The sequence below is a fragment of the Candidatus Zixiibacteriota bacterium genome (genome assembly GCA_029860345.1).
In the GTDB taxonomy this organism is placed as follows: Bacteria; Zixibacteria; MSB-5A5; order GN15; family FEB-12; genus JAJRTA01.
Genome location: JAOUBJ010000023.1, coordinates 26488 through 46190, shown reverse-complemented (window position 1 = coordinate 46190; position 19703 = coordinate 26488). Strand labels below are relative to the sequence as shown.

The following is a 19703-nucleotide window of genomic DNA, read 5'->3' as shown; positions in this document are numbered from 1 at the left end:
CCCGCAAACTCATCCTGACAATGTCCTCTCTGGCCATATACATCCCTGTCTTTTTGGGACATATTATAGCTGATCAATAGGACATTTCTACTTTGCTCAAATAGGACATTATCACTTTGCGGGAACACTACAAATCGAACCGAAGAATGTGGACAGGCCAACCGGCGAGGGGACACAGCGTATATAGTTGTAAGAACTAAGGGCGCCGGCGACACTCGGCGGATCTGGAGTCCAGGTCAGTCCGGATAGTTGGTGCGGAAAATCGCTTGCGTGGACCCCGGATGGACATTATAATCGATATCAGGCGATCTCGACGGCGTGAGTCGAATGGAAATCGGTCTCGACGGCTGTCAGACAGGGGTCGCTTGTTTTGATGTCAAACCAATGACTTGTTCGGAAATAGCCAAAGATGAGTTTTCGCGTCACGAGCGCGTTACCTGTTAGTGTGAGGTTATAGTTGAAGGCTACAGAGATTCTTAGGTCGGAGCACGATACCATCAAAAAAATGCTGGCCGTCCTGGATGCCGCCTGTGATCGCATCGAGCGAAAGGAACCGGTTGCGGCCACCGACTTGGTGCGTATTACGGAATTCATGAGTGCCTTTGCCGATCACTGTCACCATGCCAAAGAAGAAGACCTGCTCTTTGACCTCATTGAGTCACTGGGGCTGTCGGAGATCGTACCGCTGGTGAATGAACTTTCCACCGAACATACAATGGGACGAGCTCTCCGGATGTCAGTTAATGATGAAATTGAGGCCATTATAGATGGTGCGGCTCCCGACACCACCGATTTCGTAGAATTTGCTCGCAGCTATGTGCTGCTGTTGGCTCATCACATCTGCAAAGAAGACTTGAACCTGTTTCCCGCGGTGGATCGGCTATTGACAGCCGAACAACAGCGTGAGTTGTCGGCCAAATTTGACAGAGTGCATCGGGAACGGTTTACCGCGGATATCCACACTGAATCCTCACAATTGGTGCAGGAACTCCAAACAGCATACGGGGCCAGTGACCGGATCGCCCGCCTGTGTGAGCAACGATGACCCCATTTGAGATTCCGAAACGCTGGGATGATACAAACCCGGCGTGAGCGATTAACATTGGCAATACATCTTTAGAACGTAACATGCGACTGTTTTTGATAATCCTGGCTGTGCTCATTGTCGTTGTGCTGGTCGGAAATCAAGTTATTGTCCACTTGGTGCGAACCACTGTCTATGAGCGCAGTCTTACTTTCGTAGACGATACGCCACTGGAGGCCCTGCGGGACCTTAAGCAGGTGAGCGAGTCGGCCGACGGTGAGCAGTTTGATATGACCGGTCGCGTGCGACCATTCTACGAGCTTGATTGTTTCGATGAAGATGCCAAGTGCTGGTCCAACCAGTTCAGCCAGTATGGCGCGGCCGGGGTGCTGCTGTTCGATGCCAACGGTGATGACCTTTTGGACGTCTACTTTTGTCAGGACGGTCAGAACTGGACCCGTCCCACCGACCAAGCCGGTGTCCTGACAGATAAGCCGCGCTACCAGCACAATGGGCTGTACATCAATCGGGGTAATGACCGCGACGGTTATCCTCTCTTTATTCAGGCCGGTAAAGCTGCTGCTGCGAATGATGAATTTGTGAAAGAAGAGTTGCTGGTCGAGGATTACCTCTACCCCCGGGAATCCGTCGACGACTCCGAGGAGCGGTGGGGGCGTGGTTCCAACGTTGCGGTCGCGGCCGATTTCAACAATGACGGCCGCCTGGACCTCCTGGTCGGCAACGAACCAAAAGGGATGTTCTGGTCACATCCGAAAACACAGCGGGTATTGATGCAGTTTGTCAATCCGGTCGGACGCGAGGCCAGAAAATCAAAACAGCCGCTGGCTGCCCAGGGATTGTATTTTGTCGATTACACCCCGAGGCATTCCATCGAAGACAAGCGTGAATCGGCGCGCGGTATCGAAGCCGAAGGCGCCAACTCGCTGTATCTGAATATGGGTGACGCCGACAACGATGGCTTACCGGAGTGGAAAGATGCAAGTCGAGAATCCGGCCTCGAGGGATTCCGGGCGACCTACTCACTGTCGGTGGCCGATATCGATCTTGATGGCGACCTCGATGTTTTCGTGGGCAACACATGCGATATCGACTACTGGGTCGGTGGTTCGCAGTACTGGGCCGGCGGGGCGAATTGTCTATACATCAACCAACTGGCCCAGACGGGCGAAATGAAATTCGTCGAACGCGCTGGCGAGATGGATGTGGACGGTGTCTACGACGATGAAAACCCGATGCCGTACTATTACAAACTACGGGAGATTCCTTTCTTACCAAAAGAATACTCGATCTGGTTCATGGAGTATGAGGCCTTCCAACCGGAGTACCTGAACATCAACGGACAGGAAGGGGAGCACGGCCAGATTTCCTGGTCGGCACTGCTCCAGGATGTAAACGACGACGGCTATCCCGATGTATGGGTGGCCAACGACATGGGTTACACCCGGTTGTATCTCAACCAGCGGGGTGAAAAGTTTGTCCACAGCCGGCATGCGCGCTCACATCGATCAGGATACTGGATGACTTTTGCGCCCGGCGATCTTAACAACGATCTGCACGAGGATCTTTTTGTCGGCAACCTCGGTGGCGCCGTCATGAATCACGCCTTTGCAACCCCGGATCCCTATGATCTGTTCGAACCGGTGATCCTGAATGCAACCATTTTCGCGCAGTTTTACAACGACAAGCACGACACACGCCATTCGTTGATCGATGGTCGCGACTTTAACACTGAATTGGCCAACCGGGTGCAGCGGTCCAAAGTCCTGCCGCCCGACGTAACCATCCCCAACAACTACCGACGGCATGCTCCGGAAGGAGTCACGCTGCCCCGGTTTGATCCCAACGAGCTTAACGCTTATGAGTTTGCGTGGGGTGCTACCTGCTTCGACGCTCAGAACGACGGCTCCCTTGATCTGTACTATGTCGGATGTCTCTATGGTCGTGGCGGCGGCCTCTTTCCTATTTCCGGTACCGGGCCGGGGAGGTTCTTTGCCAACTGCACCAAGCCGGACGGTGAACTGAGGTTTGCCGATCAGACTGTTGAGCATCATCTTTTGAATATCAAAGAACTGCGCTATGACCGGTTGGATGAGGACGGCATAATCTATCGTCGCGCGCCGCGTCAGAATTGGGGCAAGCGAGATATGGTCTACAGCTTCGACCGATCCAACTGGGCCATGCAGGGTCCGGACATTCAGGAAAAAGTGACCAACCAGGACATGATTCAGACGGCGGAAAACGGTCGAGCGGCAGTAGCTGCCGATGTCAATGGTGACGGCTTTGCCGACATTCTGGTCAGGAACCAGGGCGGGTACGACAGCCGTAGTTCCAGGTCGATGAATTTGAAAGTGATGATGGATGGACGCCCCCATGTGTTGCCGGCCCATAACTACAACTATCCAACACCCACCGATTACGAACCGGGTGATTCGCGACTGTTCATCAATACTTATTCCGAAAACCGTTGGCTCAAGGTACGACTGGTCGACGACTCGCCGGGGAGTTTCAACCGCGATGCGATCGGCGCCAGAGTGGTAGTGAACGGAAAACACCTCCGGGTCAAAAGGTCCGGGCAGGGCGGTTTCCTCTCGAATAAGTTCGAGGACCTGCTTTTCGGGTTGGGCGCCGACGGTGCGCACACATTGGAAGTACATTGGCCCGATATTGAACGCACCATGACCAGGATTGAGATGGATGGTTCTTTCAACAAGACGGCGCTCATCTTCAAAAGTGAAGGGGTCGTCAGGTGGCTTTGAAGAGTAGACTCCTTCTTCTGGGTGTTTTGGCCTTTGCTATCCTCGGACAGATTCTATGGATCGGTTGTCGGGAAAGCAACTGGGGACGAGTAGAAGTATCGCCCACCCTTGAAGATGTAACCGAAAAAGGCTACCTGTACACCCCCTCTACGCAGTCGTTCCTGCGCGGCGGCCACTGGCTTGAGGAGGTCGATCAAGTGGAGATTACGACCGAGGGAAACATAGCCCGGATCATCTTCCACGCCAAGAACTCAGAACATGAGATGCAGGTGGTCAACCTGCCTCTGGATCGCCTGGTGCCGCGTTTGCACTATCATGCAGCCGACCAACCGGATGAGTTCGATGCGTATAATCTCATGTTGGCTGAGTATTCGCGCAACTCGCTCAGTGTACCGGTCGGCCGCCCGGGCGACAAAAGCGCACACTTCGAAAGCAGTCTTGAGGAGGCCGCCCCCTGGCGTCTGTCCGGTGACTACAGTTTCGTCCCTAACGAGCTCGTTCGCCCTATCCGTGTTGGTGTCATCAACAACTGTCTCAAACCGGGGCTGTGGGAGCTCAATGCCAGCGATCGCAGCGGTGAGATTTATCATTCGTGGTTCAATATGCCACCGGAACTCTACAATAAACTTTTGGCCGAGGCTAACGGCGTGAGCGAAGAGTTTGCATCTGCGGCGACCATCTGGTCAACCGAGCCGGTCGCCCTCGACTTGCCCCGGCTGCGCACCGTCACCGACACGCTGGGACGCTTTGCGGTGTCCCTTTGCTCCGACGATGTGGCCGGATACTCTTCTCAGGATTCGCGGCGCAAACTGGCCAAAGGGTATGTGCTGGTGGACAATGACGGACAAAAGGAAAAGCCGACCACGTTGAGTGAGATGACGACAAAGAGATGCTATCTGTCGGACTTTGTCGAGCCGGGCAAGTACTCCTTCACTGACCGCCGGGAGTTCGATCTTAGTTTTCTCGCCAAGGTGCATGAGGCATCGGTTTCCCGCGTAACACCACACACGGATTACAACTGGCTGTCGCCTGAGCAGAGGCGCGCCCGCCCAACGAGTCAGTCCGGTTACATCGAGTTGAGCATAAAGCTCGATGACATCTCCATCGTAATCGGCAACTTGCCGTTGCACCTATTGGTGCCTCAGGAGGATCTTGCCATTAACGGTTTCGGTGTGGGTGTATTGTCATCCAGCGGCATTGCCGAGCGTCGGGACTTTTTGATTAACGAGGGGCCGGCGCCGTCGTTTGCCTATCTATGCCGTGAAGAACATGATCGGATGAACGGGTTGAACTCGCACGATTTCGGAATTGAACAGATCTTCATCAGGACGCATATCAATGATCCTTCGCCCTGGTGGGAGGTAACCATTACATCGTTTGAACGGATGGTTGATCTTATCAAGTATCGTGTGGAAATCCCTGAGGCTCTTCAGGCCGAGTTAGTCGATCATTCACAGCGCTATATCTCGCCGCTATACCGCACTTATCGGGACGACAACCTAAGGTAGGCACCTGAGCCGACAGGTTCTCAGCCGATTCTGGGTCTTTCCAATCGTAACATAAAGCGGGCATCAACCGCTTTGGAGTTCTTGCGGTCGGCCGCTGCAAAGAACGGGTTAACATCGAACGAATCGATCTCGGGGAAATCCGTCACCAACTGCGACAGGCGGAGGATCGTCTCTGCCAGACAGTCAAAGTCAACCGCGGGAGCGCCCCGGAAGCCGTTGAGCAACGGGTAGCCCTTTATGGATTCTAACATTTCCCTGGCATCATGCGGCGTAACCGGATGCACCTTGAAGGTAACATCTTTCATCACTTCAACGAAAATACCACCCAGGCCGAACATGATCAGCGGACCGAAAGCCGGATCGTGATTCATGCCTATGATTGTCTCCACCGCGCCGGTGATCAACTCCTGTATGATCACACCGGAGAATCCGGTTTGAGCCGTCTCACAGTTTTCCCGCATCGATTCAAAAGCGAGCGACACTTCCTCGGCCGACCTGAGATCGGTCGACACACCACCCACTTCGGTCTTGTGCAGTACTTCGGGTCCGTCCACTTTCATAATAACCGGGAAACCGAGTTCACCGGCGATCACACAGGCCTCTCTGGCCGTTTCAGTCCTGATCGATCTGGCGACGTTCACACCGTAAGCATCGAGGATGCCAAGGGCCTCACCACCGATGATAGTTTGGCGATTGTCGGCGCGAGCGTTGTCGATAATCTGCTGCACGACTTTCGTGTGCGCTTTGAATGCCTGTGGTTCGCTCATCGGTCGGTCGATCCATCGGCGACGGCGCACCAAAGCCGACATGGCCTTGGCGGCTGATTCCGGGAATGTGTAGATAGGTATCTTGTGCTTGATCATTGCCTCAGAGCCGGCGATTCCGGACGGTATCGCCATGAAACAGCCTAACACTGTTTTTTGATTTTTGTCATTGTCGATAGCCGCGACGATTTCATCAATTACAGCTTTGTGATCGACAACCACCGGCGGCACGAAGATCACGATGACAGCATCCACATTAGGGTCGGACAAAACTGCGTCCATGGCGATACGATAACTGTCCGGACCACCGGCGGCGATCACATCAACCGGATTGTTGACCGACGCTACCAACGGCAGTTTCTCCCTGAGTATTTTGGTAGTCTTCTTGTCGAACGTAGCCATCTTCATACCGAGGTTTACAACAGCATCGGTGGCGAGAATGCCGGGGCCGCCGGCGTTGGTAATCACGGCAATTCGGTCTCCCCGCGGTATTGGCTGGTTTGATAAGGCTCCTGCGACATCGAACAATTCATCTATCGAAGTCACACGGGTGACGCCGCACTGCTCCAGCAGAGCATCGGTGCCGACATCCAACCCGGCCAGCACGCCGGTGTGCGAACTGACGGCCCGCGCGCCTGCGGCAGTGCGTCCCGCTTTGACCGCAACGATTGGTTTCTTGCGCGACAGTTCCCGGGCGATGCGCGTGAACTCCCGGGGATCACCAAAACTTTCCAGATACATGAGAATGACATCGGTATTTGGATCGTCGGCCCAATAAGCCAAAATGTCATTGCCGGAAATGTCCGCCTTGTTTCCTACCGATGCGAACATTGAAAAACCGAGGTTAAGATCATTGGCCAGACCGAGAATAGCCTCGCCGAGCGCACCCGATTGCGACATGAATCCAATGCGTCCACGCAACGGCTGGGCCTTGGAAAACGTGGCATTCATCGAGTATTCGAGGTCGGTGTTAAGTACGCCAAAACAATTCGGTCCGATCATCCGCATACGATACTTGCGAATGATCTTGAGCAGTGCCTCCTCCTTGGCAACTCCATCTTCACCGACTTCCTTGAAACCCGACGAGATCACCACCACTCCCTTTACACCTTTGTCACCACACTGTTCGAGGATAGGTCCCACGTGGTCGGCCGGGACGATTATTATGGCCAGATCGACAGCATCGGGTACATCGAGAATCGTGGAATAGCATTTGATAGAGTGAATAACATTTGCCTTGGGGTTGACCGGAAATACCTTGCCGTTGAATGAGTACTCGATCAGATTGTGCAGGATAGAGTGGCCGATGGTTCCCCTCTTGCTTGATGCACCTATCACTGCAATTGATCGTGGCCTGAAAATGCCGTCTAGTTCTGTATTCATCGCTATATCCTATGTTCATTCGTTGTCAGAGCGACCGGAATAAAGTGTCGATAGCCGGAGGGCGCAAGAGAATTCGGAGCCAAGAGTGCATCAATGCCCGTCAACGACACTACTTCGGTTTCATTAACCACAATTGACTTGTTTACGTTGCAAAGGACAAGATACGCAAAAGAAACGGGCGAGTCCGATCCGAGACAGGTAAGCTTGTGGGCGGCAGACGTCCCCGTCTGCCCCTGCAGTTGCGTGGCGCACGAGGACGTACACCACGCCCAAGAATAGAAACGGGCGAGTCCAAAAAGACCCGCCCGTGAATCGTGGACTGAGATAGCCTATACTAACCGGATACTTTCACGACACATCCTGCCGCGGTATCGCCGGCGGCGCATCCGGCAAAAAGACCGTAGCCGCCACCCTTGGTGGCCAATTCTTCGATTAGTTCCATTATGACCCGGAGAGCCGTCGGTCCCTGGGGGTGTCCCCAGATCAACGGGCTGCCGTAGTTATTCATTTCGTTTTTGTCATAGCCCAGTTCGCGTGACAGATGAATGTCATTCACCGCAAACGGGTTGTGAGTATGCACAGCCTTCAAATCACCAACACTGATACCGGCGTCCTCAAGCGCTGCTTTGGCCGCCGGAGCGACCGCCATAGCCATGTAACCCTTCTTGGTGCGGGCAGTACCGAATCCGACAAACTGGATTTCAATTTTGGAATCTGTGGCCAACTCAGCCGCGATCTCTTTGGTCGTAACGATCATTCCGGAGTTACCATCGGCCGGGTGAGTCTGTGAGCCGAACGAAACCGTCCCTTCGGGCATCATCGGCTTGAGCCCCTTTAGTCCGTCGAGCGTCGTTGGGAAGACACCTTCGTCGGCATCTATGGATTTCGCACGCTTACCCCTTCCGACCTCGACCGGAATCATGTACTTCTTCTGAAAAGCCCGGTCGTCGGCAAAGGCCATCTGGTACTGTTCGAACCGACGCTGAGTCAATTCGTCCTGTTCATCTTTTGAGATGTCGCACTCTTTGGCGACGTTCTCAGCCGTTTGAATCATCGATCCCTTTGCCCAGGGATCGAAGCTGAAATTGTCCCACACCCAGTTTTCGGCCTTCCCTGTTCCACCCGGGGCGGACTGGCTGGGATAGTACAGATGCGGACCGTTGGAGCAACGGTCGGCGGCAACCACAAGACTGGACTGAGCCACCCCGCCGTCAATGTCCTGCGAAGCCATCTTGACGCAGACAGCGCCGGTGATACATGCCTGGTTGATCCAGGGCCCGGTAATGCCGCCATCGCCGAACAATCCGGCCAACCAGGGACCGCCGTAGAAACTGTGCTGCTGCGGAATGGTCAAACCGAGATAGCAATTGTCAAACCGGTCCGGCGCGATCTTGCGCGCCTCAAAAAACTTGGCAGCCGTTGTGGCGGCCAGTTTCATCGAATGCATGTCGGCAAAACTCCCCTGCCATTTGGCGTAGGGGCTGCTCCAGTATCCTCCATAGGGAACATACGCTTTGGTAAACGCCATAGTCTTTCTCCTTACGCTATGCGTTCTGCTCTGTCTTTGTCTATATGCATAACCGGCGTTGTCTTCAGACGCTGGTCGTGCGGGTATTACTTTTTTTCAGTTCGTCCACAACCATGTCGCCGACTTGCGAAGTCGAGAAACCGCTGCGGGCATCCAGCGACGGTAGCTTGCCTGACTTTAGCAGCGACGTTACCGCATTCTCTATAACGGCGGCGCCCTCTTTCTCGCCAAGGAAATCAAGCATCATCTGTCCGGCCATAATCGCGGCTATCGGACAGGCGACGTTCTTGTCTTTGTACTTGGGCGCCGAACCGTGGATTGGCTCGAACATTGATACCTGCCCCGGATGAATGTTGCCGGAAGCGGCGATACCCATACCGCCCTGCACCATAGCGCCGAGGTCGGTGAAAATGTCACCGAAAATGTTAGTGGTTACGACAACATCGAACCACTCAGGGTTTTTCACCAGCCACATACAGGCGGCGTCAATGTATGCATGGTCCTTCTCGATATCGGGATACTCGGAGCCGACCTCTTCCATGGTGCGGGTCCAGATATCCTGGGCACGGATTGCGTTGGCCTTGTCAACCAGCGTGACTTTGTTGTCCTTGTTGCGCGCTTTGGCCAGTTCGAAAGCGTAGCGCACGGCCCGCTCGCAACCTTTGCGCGTGAACACCATGTTGGCGATAGCCACTTCATCCGGTGTGCCTGCCTTCATTATACCGCCGAGACCGGTGTAGACATCTTCGGTGTTTTCGCGCACGACTACCATGTCGACATCTTCGCACTTTTTGTTTTTGATCGGGCAGAGTGCTTCGGAATACAGTTTGATCGGTCGCAGATTGATATACAGATCCAGCTTGAACCTGATGCCTGCAATCACTGCGCGTTCGACCAGGCCGACTTCGCAGCGCGGGTCACCGATGGCGCCAAGGTAGATAGCGTCGTGCTGACGGTATTCGTCGTAGACCGAATCCGGTACCAGTTCGCCTGTCTTGAGGTAATGTTCCGATCCGAATGGATACTCGGTCGTTTCGTATTTGAAGCCTGTAAGTTCTGATGCAACTTGGAGCACTTTGAGTGCTTCTGTCGTCACTTCCGGTCCGATTCCGTCTCCGCCTAAAACTGCTATCTTGTGCAAGTTCTTTTTCCTCTCGTTGTTATCTGATCACAACCCACCCAACGCCTTGCTCTGGGTGGGGTACCGTTGTCGAATGCCAATACGCAGGGCGCAAAGCGCCAATTACAGGGCTTGACCCTGTCACCCTGAGCGCAGTCGAAGGGTGTTACCGCTACAGGATCAATAGGTCGGAATATAATTGAATGCGCCTCTGGGTCAAGTAGGCGGAGGAGGAAAGTTGGATTACCATCGCCGTGCGTGGCCCTCCACCGTCATTCCGGCGAAGGCCGGAATCCAGTCTTGGGACCTCCAGTTAGGAGCCCTGCTCACATAAGGATTACGGATGTAGAATAACGCGCTCAGCGCGAATAACAGGTTTACCTGTGCTGGATCAAGTCCGACATGACAAAACGGGAGGGCATTGGTCTTCTTGTGAAACGGTACCCAACACAATGCGACACGACCCTAAGTACCATAACCTGAACAGACCTGCCGACCTACTTGCTCCGGTGACGACGCTTTCGATCTTCTCGCTGAAGGATTGCTTCGTTAACCAGGCTCAAGGGATCAATCTCCTCAACGTCGGGCTCGAAGATTTCAGACCGCGCCCGGCGGACCGGTACGTAGGTTCCCCCGGCCCGATCCCTGCGTACATAATCCTCATCCACAAGATGCCGCCGCAGGGTGACATGATCCACTCGAAGACCGGAGCCCACACTCTCCAACCAGGACTGTAGGTGCTGGTCGAATTCGGCAGCCGTGTATTGCTTCTTCGTATCCAGTGTTATGGCGACGCTCTTGAACAGAATCTGCAGGTCACGTCTTTTCCTGGGTAGAACGCGCGGACTGAGACACAGTCTGGGAAGACTCCGTTTGAATTCTTCGGTGGTAACCGATTCGATATTGGTATTCATGTTATTGTATCCTCATATAAGGGTAACATCCCAAAACGTAGGAAGCGAACTACCCCCGCAGCCTCTCCAGCACCCAGCCTTTGAGGCCGCCTTTTTCGATGATCGTCTTCATGAACGGTGGGAAAGGTGCAAAGGTGAACTCTTTGCCTTTGGTCTTGTTCACGATCTTGCCGCCGAACATGTCGATTTCTAGTTCATCACCGGCCTCGGTGACTTCGACACACTCCGGCGACTCGAAAATCGGCAGGCCGATGTTGATCGCGTTGCGATAGAAAATGCGCGCGAACGATTTGGCAACGACGCCGCCAAGCCCGACTGCTTTGAAAGACAACGGCGCGACCTCGCGCGATGAGCCGCAGCCGAAATTGTCGTCGGCCACTATTACATCGCCAACGTTGATCGTATTTACAAACTCGGTGTCGTAGTCTTCCATGCAGTGCTTGGCCAGATCGACCTCTTCGGTCAGATGGCACCAGCGACCCGGCATGATAACGTCGGTGTTGATATTGTCGCCGACCCGGTATACTTTTCCCTTGATATCCATACTACAACTCCTCCGGTGACCCGACACGACCCAGAACCGCTGAAGCGGCCGCGATGCTCGGGTTGGTCAGGTAAACTTCGGAACTCAGATGTCCCATACGTCCGGCAAAATTCCGATTGGTTGTCGAGACGCAAACTTCCTTTTCGCCCAACACTCCCATGTGGCCGCCGATACACGGCCCGCAGGTTGAAGTCGAAAAGACGCATCCGGCGTCGATAAATATCTGCGGCAGGCCCATGTCGAACGCCTGTCGCGCAATCTTCTGCGAGCCGGGCAGGATGATCACCCGCACGTCGGGATGTACACTGCGACCCTTGAACATCTCGGCGGCATGCTGCAAGTCCTCCAGCCAACCGTTGGTGCAGGAACCTATCACCACCTGGTCGATCTTCACGTCCTTTACATCGGAGACGTTCTTGACATTGTCCGGTGAGAAAGGACAGGCCACCTGCGGTTCGAGATCGGTCACGTCGTAGGTGCGTTCCAACGCATAGACAGCGTCGGCGTCGGGGGACGCTATTGTATATTCGGGACGTTCTGACTTGTATCGTGGAGTGGACTCGACCAGTTCTTTGGTCTTGTCGTCGAACTGAAACAACCCGGTCTTGGCGCCCGCTTCGATAGCCATGTTGGCCATGGTGAACCTATCCCATATCGGCAATTGTTCGAACACTTCGCCCTGAAACTCGATGGCCATGTAGGTAGCGCCGGCGGTGCCGAGGTCCTTCAGGGTGTGCAGGATCATGTCTTTGCCGTAGACGTGTGGACGCAGTTTGCCGGTGTAGGTCAAGCGCGCCGACTGAGGCACTTTCAGCCAGACCTCGCCGGTTGCCCAGGCGGCAGCGATGTCGGTCGAACCGACACCGGTGGAAAAGCTGTTAACGGCGCCGGCCGTGCAGGTGTGCGAGTCGCCGCCGACCATTATCTGTCCCGGCATGATGATCCCTTCCATCGGCAGCACAGCATGTTCGATCCCGGCTCGTCCCACTTCGAGATACCACCTCACATCGTGCTTGCGTGCAAAGTCGCGCACCACCCGTGCGATTCCGGCCGCGTTGATATCTTTGGCCGGCGAAAAATGATCCGGAATCAGGCAGACTTTGTCCGAGTCGGCCAACTTGTCGATGCCCCAGTTGTTCAGTTCTTTGATGGCCAATGCGGCCGACAATTCATTGGCCATGGCCATGTCGACCGGGACGTTGACGATTTGGCCCGGGGTCACTTCGCACCCGGCATGTTCGGCCAGGATTTTTTCTGCTATCGTATATCCCATTGGGTATCCATTGTGTCAATTAGGTGTCATAACATTAATACTTGGAGACATGATCGCCATCGGCGCCTTACTCCGGCTCATCTGTCTTGGATGCAATCTGTTCATCCCATTTGGAAAGAGTATCAAGCGGTACATCGTCCTTTTCATACGAACGGAACTTCACCAGTTCCTCAAGTTCGTCTTCTGTGAGGACGCGGTTGTGTTGCTTGGCCGCTTTGAAGATCTCATCGACAAGTTTCTTGTCCGGTTCGATCCCTCTCATCTTGAGCCACCACACGATATTGGAGACTCCTGACATAAAACCGATCTCGATCACTTGTTTAAGCCCCACCATCTCAGCCGGAACGCCCGAGTAAACGCGGTCGGCCAGGTAGTCATGCCCCTTGTTCTGGGCTTTGATTATGGCTGCTGCATGCACGCCGGTGGAGGTTCGAAAAGCGTCACGACCCATGGCCGGATAGTTCCATGCAATAGGTGCATCGCACGCCTTCGAGGCGAGCCTGCAATACTGGGCCAACCCGGTGAGGTCACTGTCGATAATTCCTTCGAGCTTTAGGTTGATCAACAAGAGATCCATGGCCGTGTTACCGACCCTCTCGCCGATACCGAGAGCGGTGGCGTGTACCCGATCGGCCCCCTGTCCGATCGCGGCCATAGTGTTGGGGAGGGCCAGCCCGCGGTCGGAATGACCGTGCCAGTCTATCTTGATTTCCGGCTTGATGGCCTTGACCAGTTTCTTGACGAATTTCATCAAGTAGTGAACTCCAATGGGCGTCACATGTCCCACCGTGTCACAGACGCAGATTCGTTCGGCCCCTGCGTTGATGGCCGCTGTGAAGAGCCGCCTCAATGTCTCCGGGTCGGCGCGTGTGGTGTCTTCGGTGACATACATAACCGGCAGCTTGTTCTCGACGGCATAGCTGACCGCATCCTCGGTGAGTTGCACCATTTTCTCAATCGTCCAGCCCTCGGCGTATTGGCGAATGGGCGAGGACCCAATGAACGAGCAGGCTTCAATAGGGTAACCGGTTTTCTGCGAAACCTCGATCAGCGGCGTGATATCAGCCTTGACCGTTCGCACCGCGCAGTTGGGTCGCAGCTTCATCTTGTTCTTGACGATGTGGTTTACCATGGCGGCAATATCCGCCTGTGCCCGCGGTCCGGAGCCGGGCAGCCCGATGTCGGCGCATTGAATGCCCAGTCCTTCCATCAGCTCCAGAAGCTCAAGCTTCTCTTCGATACTGGGATCGGTGATCGAGGGCGACTGGAGCCCATCACGAAGTGTCTCGTCGTCGAATTCGAGGCCTTCCTTATATCGGAATCTGAACTTGTCGTATCGATTCCAGTCGTAGATCAGTTCTTCTTTGGACGGTTTGTCAGCCATGAGTACTTCCTTACACTTGCTTCACTTTTGACTTATCGTGTCGCGCCACCATGCCCGCAAAGGAGCGTTCGACAGAATCCTGCATCGCCTTTGCATCCTCATCCGACATGAATCGAAATCGTCCCTGGAGCTTTAGGTATTCCTCCAGCGGAACCGACTCGGATTCGTGGGTGAGACGGAATCGTTCACCGTCGTAGAGTTCATAGAGCGGGAAAACATTAGACTCCACAGCCATGCGCGCTATCGCAATACTGTCGGCCGGGTCGGACTTCCAGCCGGGGGGACATGGGGAGTATAAGTGGAGAAAACGCAGGCCCTGGATATCCTTCGCACGTTGTACCTTCGCTTTGAGATCATCCAGGTAGGCAGGTGATCCGGTGGCCAGGTATGGGATGCGATGGGCGGCCATGATGGCGTCGATATCTTTCTTCGGTTCGTCTTTCAGCCTTGCGGCCGGGGTGGTCGTGGTCCAGCTTCCCTGCGGCGTGGCCGAGCTTCGTTGCATACCAGTGTTCATGTAAGCTTCGTTATCGTAGCAAACATAGAGAACATTCTCGTTTCGTTCGGCAATTGCCGACAGGGCGCCCATGCCGATGTCAAACGTTGCACCGTCTCCAGCCCAGGCCAGCACGGTGACATGACTGCGCCCCGACATTTCCAATCCGGCCCGAACTCCGGCGGCCGCCGAGGGAGTAGCACCGAAGGGCACGTGCAGGTAGGGCACCGGCGACAGCGAATGCGGAAAGACGCCGTCGGTCACCGCGCCACAACCGGCCGGGGCCACCACCATGGTGTCCGGACCGAGGACGTCCAGAACATGGCGAAAAAGTATCTTTTCACCACAACCGGGACAGGCGGTGTGTCCGTAGAAATCGTGACCGGCGCAGAACTCGTAGTCGGGCCTGTCGTTCATTGGTTCAGCCCCACCCAATTAATATCCGTCGAGTTCGCGCTGTTGTTTTCAAGATCGTCAAATATGCGTTCAATATCGCTAACGGTAATGTCCCGCCCGCCCAGGCCGGCCACGAATTCATGCACCTGTTTACCGACATCGTTGCGACTAAGGGCAGCTCGCACTTCCTGAGCAAAGACGCCACCGGTCCCCGGGGACAGATTGCGATCCAACACGGCGATAGCCGAGTCGTTTTTCATCTGTGCGCACAACGCCTCAGCCGGGAATGGTCTGAGTTGCCGCAGCCTGAGAAGGCCGACCTTGCGGCCCCGTTCGCGCAGCTTCCGAACGGTGTGAAAGGCCGTCGAGGCGGCCGAGCCGGTAACGATAAGAGTGCTCTCGGCTTCCTCGGTGAAATACGGTTCCACCGCCTGATAGGATCGACCGAAGGAACCTTCAAACTGGGCGTAGGTTTCATCAATGACAGTTTGTGCCCGTTCGAAAGCCGAGTGCAGTTTGTGACGAAACTCCATAAACATGTTGGGCATGGTGCCACCTGAGAAGGTGCGCGGTTCGTCGGTGTCGAGCCTGTATTCGGCGCGACGCGGCGGCAGAAAGCTATCTACAAGTTTCTGACTGGGCAAGTCGACGGCTTCGTGCGTGTGCGAGATGAAAAAACCATCGAAGCAAATCATCGTTGGCACCAGAAGCTGTTCGGCAATCTTGAACGAACATATAACAGTGTCCAGAATCTCCTGGTTGGACCAACAGTAAAACTGCATCCAGCCGGTATCGCGCTGGGCCACCGAATCGGTCTGGTCGCACCAGATAGTCCACGGCGCTGCCATAGCCCGGTTGACATCGACCATCACGATCGGCAACCGCGCACCCGATGCCCAGAACAAAAGCTCGTGCATAAGAGCCAGACCCTGAGCCGAGGTTGCCGTGAATGATCGCACACCGGTCGAGGCCGCGCCGATCAGCGTGGCCATAGCCGAGTGTTCCGATTCAACTTTGACAAATCGAGCATCCAACTCACCGGAGCCGCATATCTCCGACAGTTTCTCAGAGATCGTAGTCTGGGGTGTAATTGGATAGGCCGAGATGACCTGTACGCGAGAGAGCTTGACCGCCTTTGAGACCGCTTCGTTGCCGGACATGACTTGTTTCATGCCACCCGACCTCCCTGCATACCGAGCGTGCCGGAGGGACACTCTTTGGCACAGATGCCGCAACCTTTGCAGTAGTCAAGATTGGCCTGGTATCCGTCGGGCGTACGCACGACAGCCAGATCGGGGCAGAAATTGTAGCAGTTGTCACACTCAAAGCATACGCCGCACGATAAGCAGCGGTTGGCTTCGTCGGTGGCCGCTGCCTTATCCGATGAGATACCTTGTCCTGAGGACAAACTGGCTCGTTGCGCGGCGTTGAGCCGGGTGAAGTACGCGAAATTGACATCCTCCTCGGTGGCCACCTCGGCAACTGCTGACGGCTTTGCCACCTGTACACCTTGCAGGAAGGCGTTTATCTGCTCTGAGGCCAAACGGCCCGAGGCCACGGCGTGCGGCACTGTTCGCGGCTGAGGCAGGATGTCACCCCCGATAAACAGTTTGTCACGCAGTTGCGGATCAACCTGCGACAAATCAAGTGAGCCGCTTGAGTCATAATCCAATCCGGCGGCCGCACTGAGATCTGGGTCCTCACCGATAGCGGTGAAAACAACATCAACGGTAATATCAAAGTCGGCGCCATCGATGACAACCGGCCTGCGGCGACCATCGTCGTCCGGCTCCCCCAACTCCATCCGGTGACAAGCCACGCATAACCGACCATCAGTGGTTGGCGTCAGCCTGAAAGGCGCCACCAGAAACTCAAGGTCGATAGGTTCTGTTTTCATTTGTTCGACCTCTTCGGCAAAGGCCGGCATTTCATGCTCGGTCCGTCGATAGGCCACAGTCACGCTGCCCCCCAGGCGGTAGGCGGTCCGGGCCACATCGCAGGCGGTGTTGCCGCCCCCGACAACCAACACCTGTTTGCCTTCAAACTGAACAGATTCGCCCGAATTAACACGTTTGAGAAAGCCAAGTCCGGACTCGACCCCGGGCAGGTCTTCCCCCTCGGCATACATCCGTTTGGATGTATGTGCGCCGGTGGCCAGAAAGATGGCATCGAATTCGGCCAGCGAAGCCAGGTCAAAGTCGGACCCCAGCCGCAAGTTACCTTTGAACTCGACGCCGTCAAGAACGCGATCGAGTTCCGCTTTCAGTACATCTTTGTCCAGACGGTATGATGGGATACCATACTGTAGGATACCACCCGGTTTTTTGTTCTCGTCGTAGAGAACCACGTTCACGCCGCTCTGTCTGAGGTAGTGGGCGGCCGCCAAACCGGCCGGGCCGGCGCCGATGACAGCAACTCTCTTCGAGCCGGTGGCAGGCAGCGTCGGTCGAAAGCCGGTCTCGATACCCCAGTCGCCAATCAAACGTTCTACTGACCGGATTTGCAGCTCGGTATCGAAATTGTGGCGGTTGCAGTTGGTCTGGCAGGGATGATAGCAGACATTCCCACAGACAGCAGGCAGCGGGTTCGCTTTGGTAAGCAGTTTGAAAGCGTCGGATACCTTTCCCTTTTTCATCAGGTCAAGATAGCCGCGAATGTCTTCACCGGCTGGACAGTTGAAATTGCAGGGCGGTAGCTTGCCCTGGTGTCCCGGTGTGCTGGAGCGCCAGGAACCGGTCTTGTTCCACGACATGCGAGCCTGACTGACCGGCAGTTCCGGCATCTCCGACATCGTCTTGAAGGCAACGAATTTACTCACAATGTACTACCGATCCGTAGGCGAGTTTGACCGCCTGGAGATTCGCCTCAGTCTTCTGCGGCACCTTACTTTCGACCGAGGCCAGCAGGTGCTTCAACTTCAGATTACCGGCAGCTTTTGCAAAGGCGCCCAACATAGCGGTGTTGACCAACGGTTGAGCGGCGGAACCCAGGCCGCACTTGAGGGCGATGGAACTCGCATCGATGATCGACACGTCGAAACCGTTCAGGTTCTCTGGAAGGGTCGGTGCGTTTATAACGAGCAGTGCCTGCGGTTTCACCGATGGTCTGAAAGTCGGCGACCCGACAATGTTGGACGCGAAAACCAGCCCGGCGTCGGCTTGGTATATCTGGCTACGCAGGTGAATAAACTGCTTGTCGGTACGCAGAAAGGCCGTCACCGGTGCACCGCGACGTTCCACGCCGAATGAGGGGAACGACTGCACATGGTATCCCTGACGGAAGTATGCATCGGTCAGGATTTCCGATGCTACCACGGCGCCTTGGCCGCCGCGACCAAAAAAGGTAATTTCTTTCATACTATCTACTCAGTGCCGAGACGTTCCATCGCTTCGACAGTTGTAGGTCAGACAGTTGTAGGTCAGGACCCTTGTGGTCCTGACATCTGTGTCAGGTCCGTAAAGGACCTGACCTACTCTTTGCCGAAGCATTCACACACGGACAGCATAATTAAGGCAAACGGCGCCCCCGGCGCAAGTCCTGTGGTGCGTGAATTGGTGGGGAATGAATTGAGTTGTAGGCTTTGACAAAGGCCAACACTTTTCGTATACTTCGGGTGTACATACCGGCTTGTAGCCGAAATACTAGCAATTGCCACCGTCAGTTTCTTTATTGACAACTAAGAGAATGGACTTTACATTCCGACTTTGTTGTTACAAGGTAAAGACACTCGGCGGTCCCCTTTCGGGGGCTTAAATGGCAGTCTATTGTGGAGCGGATCGTATGGAAGAAGTAGTTATGAATGACAAGAAAAGAGCAAACATCCGCTTCGATCTTTACAGCGCCTTCCAATTCTCCGACAGTTGCGCAAAAATTATGTCGTCATGGCAAACGGATAGAATGGTCTGTCAAGCTGCTGAGCAAGTTCTTGAGCAGGGCCTTATGGACTTGCGCGCTAAGTCAGTTTCGTCAGATATTGGTAAGAATCTTCCTCATGGTGCGAAGGTCTTCTACAGTTCCAATGTGCGTGTTAAGCAGGATACAAGTCTCAGGATTAAGCTCTTCAATAAAGTATGGGCCGATTGTGGATTTGATGAATCCTGGCCCGAATCCAACGGCGATGAATACCTAAGTCTGCTGACCAGCGCAGATCGACTGAAATCAGCATACTCCTCCGTGAAGGATCTCTTGGGAGGTCGTCTTGTTTTAGCATGTATCGAAGACTTTGACAGGTGTCTCGATTTTGTGAGGGAATATCTCGAGACAAATGAGTACAAAGTTTTCAAGGAGTATAAGGACTTCAGGGTGAAGCCGAAAAGGGATGGCTACTATGGTTGTCATTTGTACGTGAGGGTGCCAAGTCGAGGTGCTCCACGGTTCCGAAAGGCAGAATTACAGATTCAGACGCTACTCGGCAATGCCTGGTCACTTTTTGGGCATGACATGTTGATGAAGACCCTGGAGGTGCCGGGTCGTCAGCTTCTTTTACCCATTGCGTATCGGCAGATGGCAGGTCTCTCTCGCGGACTTCAGGCCACTGACTACATGTTTGGTATCACTAGAACATTTATTAACGAGTCATAGGGAGGTTGTTC

At 54.7% G+C, this 19703-nt stretch carries 15 protein-coding genes; 4 read left to right on the top strand and 11 right to left on the bottom strand.

Annotated elements, in window-relative coordinates:
* Positions 1–457: 457 nt before the first annotated feature.
* From OEV49_16960 to OEV49_16950, 3 genes are all read left to right on the top strand, one after another.
* The gene (locus OEV49_16960) at positions 458–1045 is read left to right on the top strand and encodes a hemerythrin domain-containing protein (protein ID MDH3892754.1); all 588 of its coding nucleotides are present in this window, start codon (positions 458–460) and stop codon (positions 1043–1045) included.
* An 83-nt stretch (positions 1046–1128) separates the two neighbouring features.
* Positions 1129–3801, top strand: a complete 2673-nt coding sequence (locus OEV49_16955; protein MDH3892753.1) for a VCBS repeat-containing protein — start codon at positions 1129–1131, stop codon at positions 3799–3801.
* On the top strand, positions 3798–5309 hold the full coding sequence (locus OEV49_16950; GenBank protein MDH3892752.1) for a hypothetical protein: 1512 nt from the start codon (positions 3798–3800) through the stop codon (positions 5307–5309). Before OEV49_16955 ends, OEV49_16950 begins: the two co-directional genes overlap by 4 nt.
* A gap of 20 nt (positions 5310–5329) precedes the next feature.
* On the opposite strand, the gene OEV49_16945 is transcribed toward OEV49_16950, so the two are convergent.
* The 11 genes from OEV49_16945 to OEV49_16895 all read right to left on the bottom strand — a co-directional run bounded on the left by OEV49_16945 (position 5330) and on the right by OEV49_16895 (position 18467).
* Positions 5330–7456 carry an acetate--CoA ligase family protein gene (locus OEV49_16945; GenBank protein MDH3892751.1) on the bottom strand — a complete coding sequence of 709 codons (2127 nt, stop codon included), beginning with the start codon at positions 7454–7456 and terminating at the stop codon, positions 5330–5332.
* Positions 7457–7790: 334 nt separating this feature from the next.
* Entirely contained in the window at positions 7791–8984 is a 1194-nt protein-coding gene (locus tag OEV49_16940) for a thiolase family protein (GenBank protein MDH3892750.1), read from the bottom strand.
* Positions 8985–9048: 64 nt separating this feature from the next.
* Complete coding sequence (locus tag OEV49_16935) at positions 9049–10125, bottom strand: 3-isopropylmalate dehydrogenase (protein ID MDH3892749.1); 1077 nt, start codon at positions 10123–10125, stop codon at positions 9049–9051.
* Positions 10126–10601: 476 nt separating this feature from the next.
* The gene (locus OEV49_16930; GenBank protein ID MDH3892748.1) at positions 10602–11018 is read right to left on the bottom strand and encodes a DUF2087 domain-containing protein; all 417 of its coding nucleotides are present in this window, start codon (positions 11016–11018) and stop codon (positions 10602–10604) included.
* Positions 11019–11067: 49 nt separating this feature from the next.
* Complete coding sequence (locus OEV49_16925; GenBank protein MDH3892747.1) at positions 11068–11562, bottom strand: 3-isopropylmalate dehydratase small subunit; 495 nt, start codon at positions 11560–11562, stop codon at positions 11068–11070.
* A gap of 1 nt (position 11563) precedes the next feature.
* Positions 11564–12835, bottom strand: coding sequence for a 3-isopropylmalate dehydratase large subunit (locus OEV49_16920; GenBank protein ID MDH3892746.1), 1272 nt, complete (start codon positions 12833–12835; stop codon positions 11564–11566).
* A 67-nt stretch (positions 12836–12902) separates the two neighbouring features.
* A complete protein-coding gene (locus OEV49_16915) occupies positions 12903–14219 on the bottom strand; it encodes a LeuA family protein (protein MDH3892745.1) in 1317 nt (438 codons plus the stop codon).
* 10 nt (positions 14220–14229) lie between these two features.
* Positions 14230–15132, bottom strand: a complete 903-nt coding sequence (locus tag OEV49_16910; GenBank protein MDH3892744.1) for a thiamine pyrophosphate-dependent enzyme — start codon at positions 15130–15132, stop codon at positions 14230–14232.
* A complete protein-coding gene (gene porA / locus OEV49_16905; protein ID MDH3892743.1) occupies positions 15129–16283 on the bottom strand; it encodes a pyruvate ferredoxin oxidoreductase in 1155 nt (384 codons plus the stop codon). Before porA ends, OEV49_16910 begins: the two co-directional genes overlap by 4 nt.
* Positions 16280–17929, bottom strand: a complete 1650-nt coding sequence (locus OEV49_16900) for an FAD-dependent oxidoreductase (protein ID MDH3892742.1) — start codon at positions 17927–17929, stop codon at positions 16280–16282. The genes porA and OEV49_16900 overlap by 4 nt, the downstream gene beginning before the upstream one ends.
* The gene (locus OEV49_16895) at positions 17922–18467 is read right to left on the bottom strand and encodes a 2-oxoacid:acceptor oxidoreductase family protein (protein MDH3892741.1); all 546 of its coding nucleotides are present in this window, start codon (positions 18465–18467) and stop codon (positions 17922–17924) included. Before OEV49_16895 ends, OEV49_16900 begins: the two co-directional genes overlap by 8 nt.
* A 424-nt stretch (positions 18468–18891) precedes the next feature.
* On the opposite strand from OEV49_16895, the gene OEV49_16890 reads away from it, so the two are divergent.
* Complete coding sequence (locus OEV49_16890) at positions 18892–19692, top strand: RelA/SpoT domain-containing protein (protein ID MDH3892740.1); 801 nt, start codon at positions 18892–18894, stop codon at positions 19690–19692.
* Positions 19693–19703: the final 11 nt, after the last annotated feature.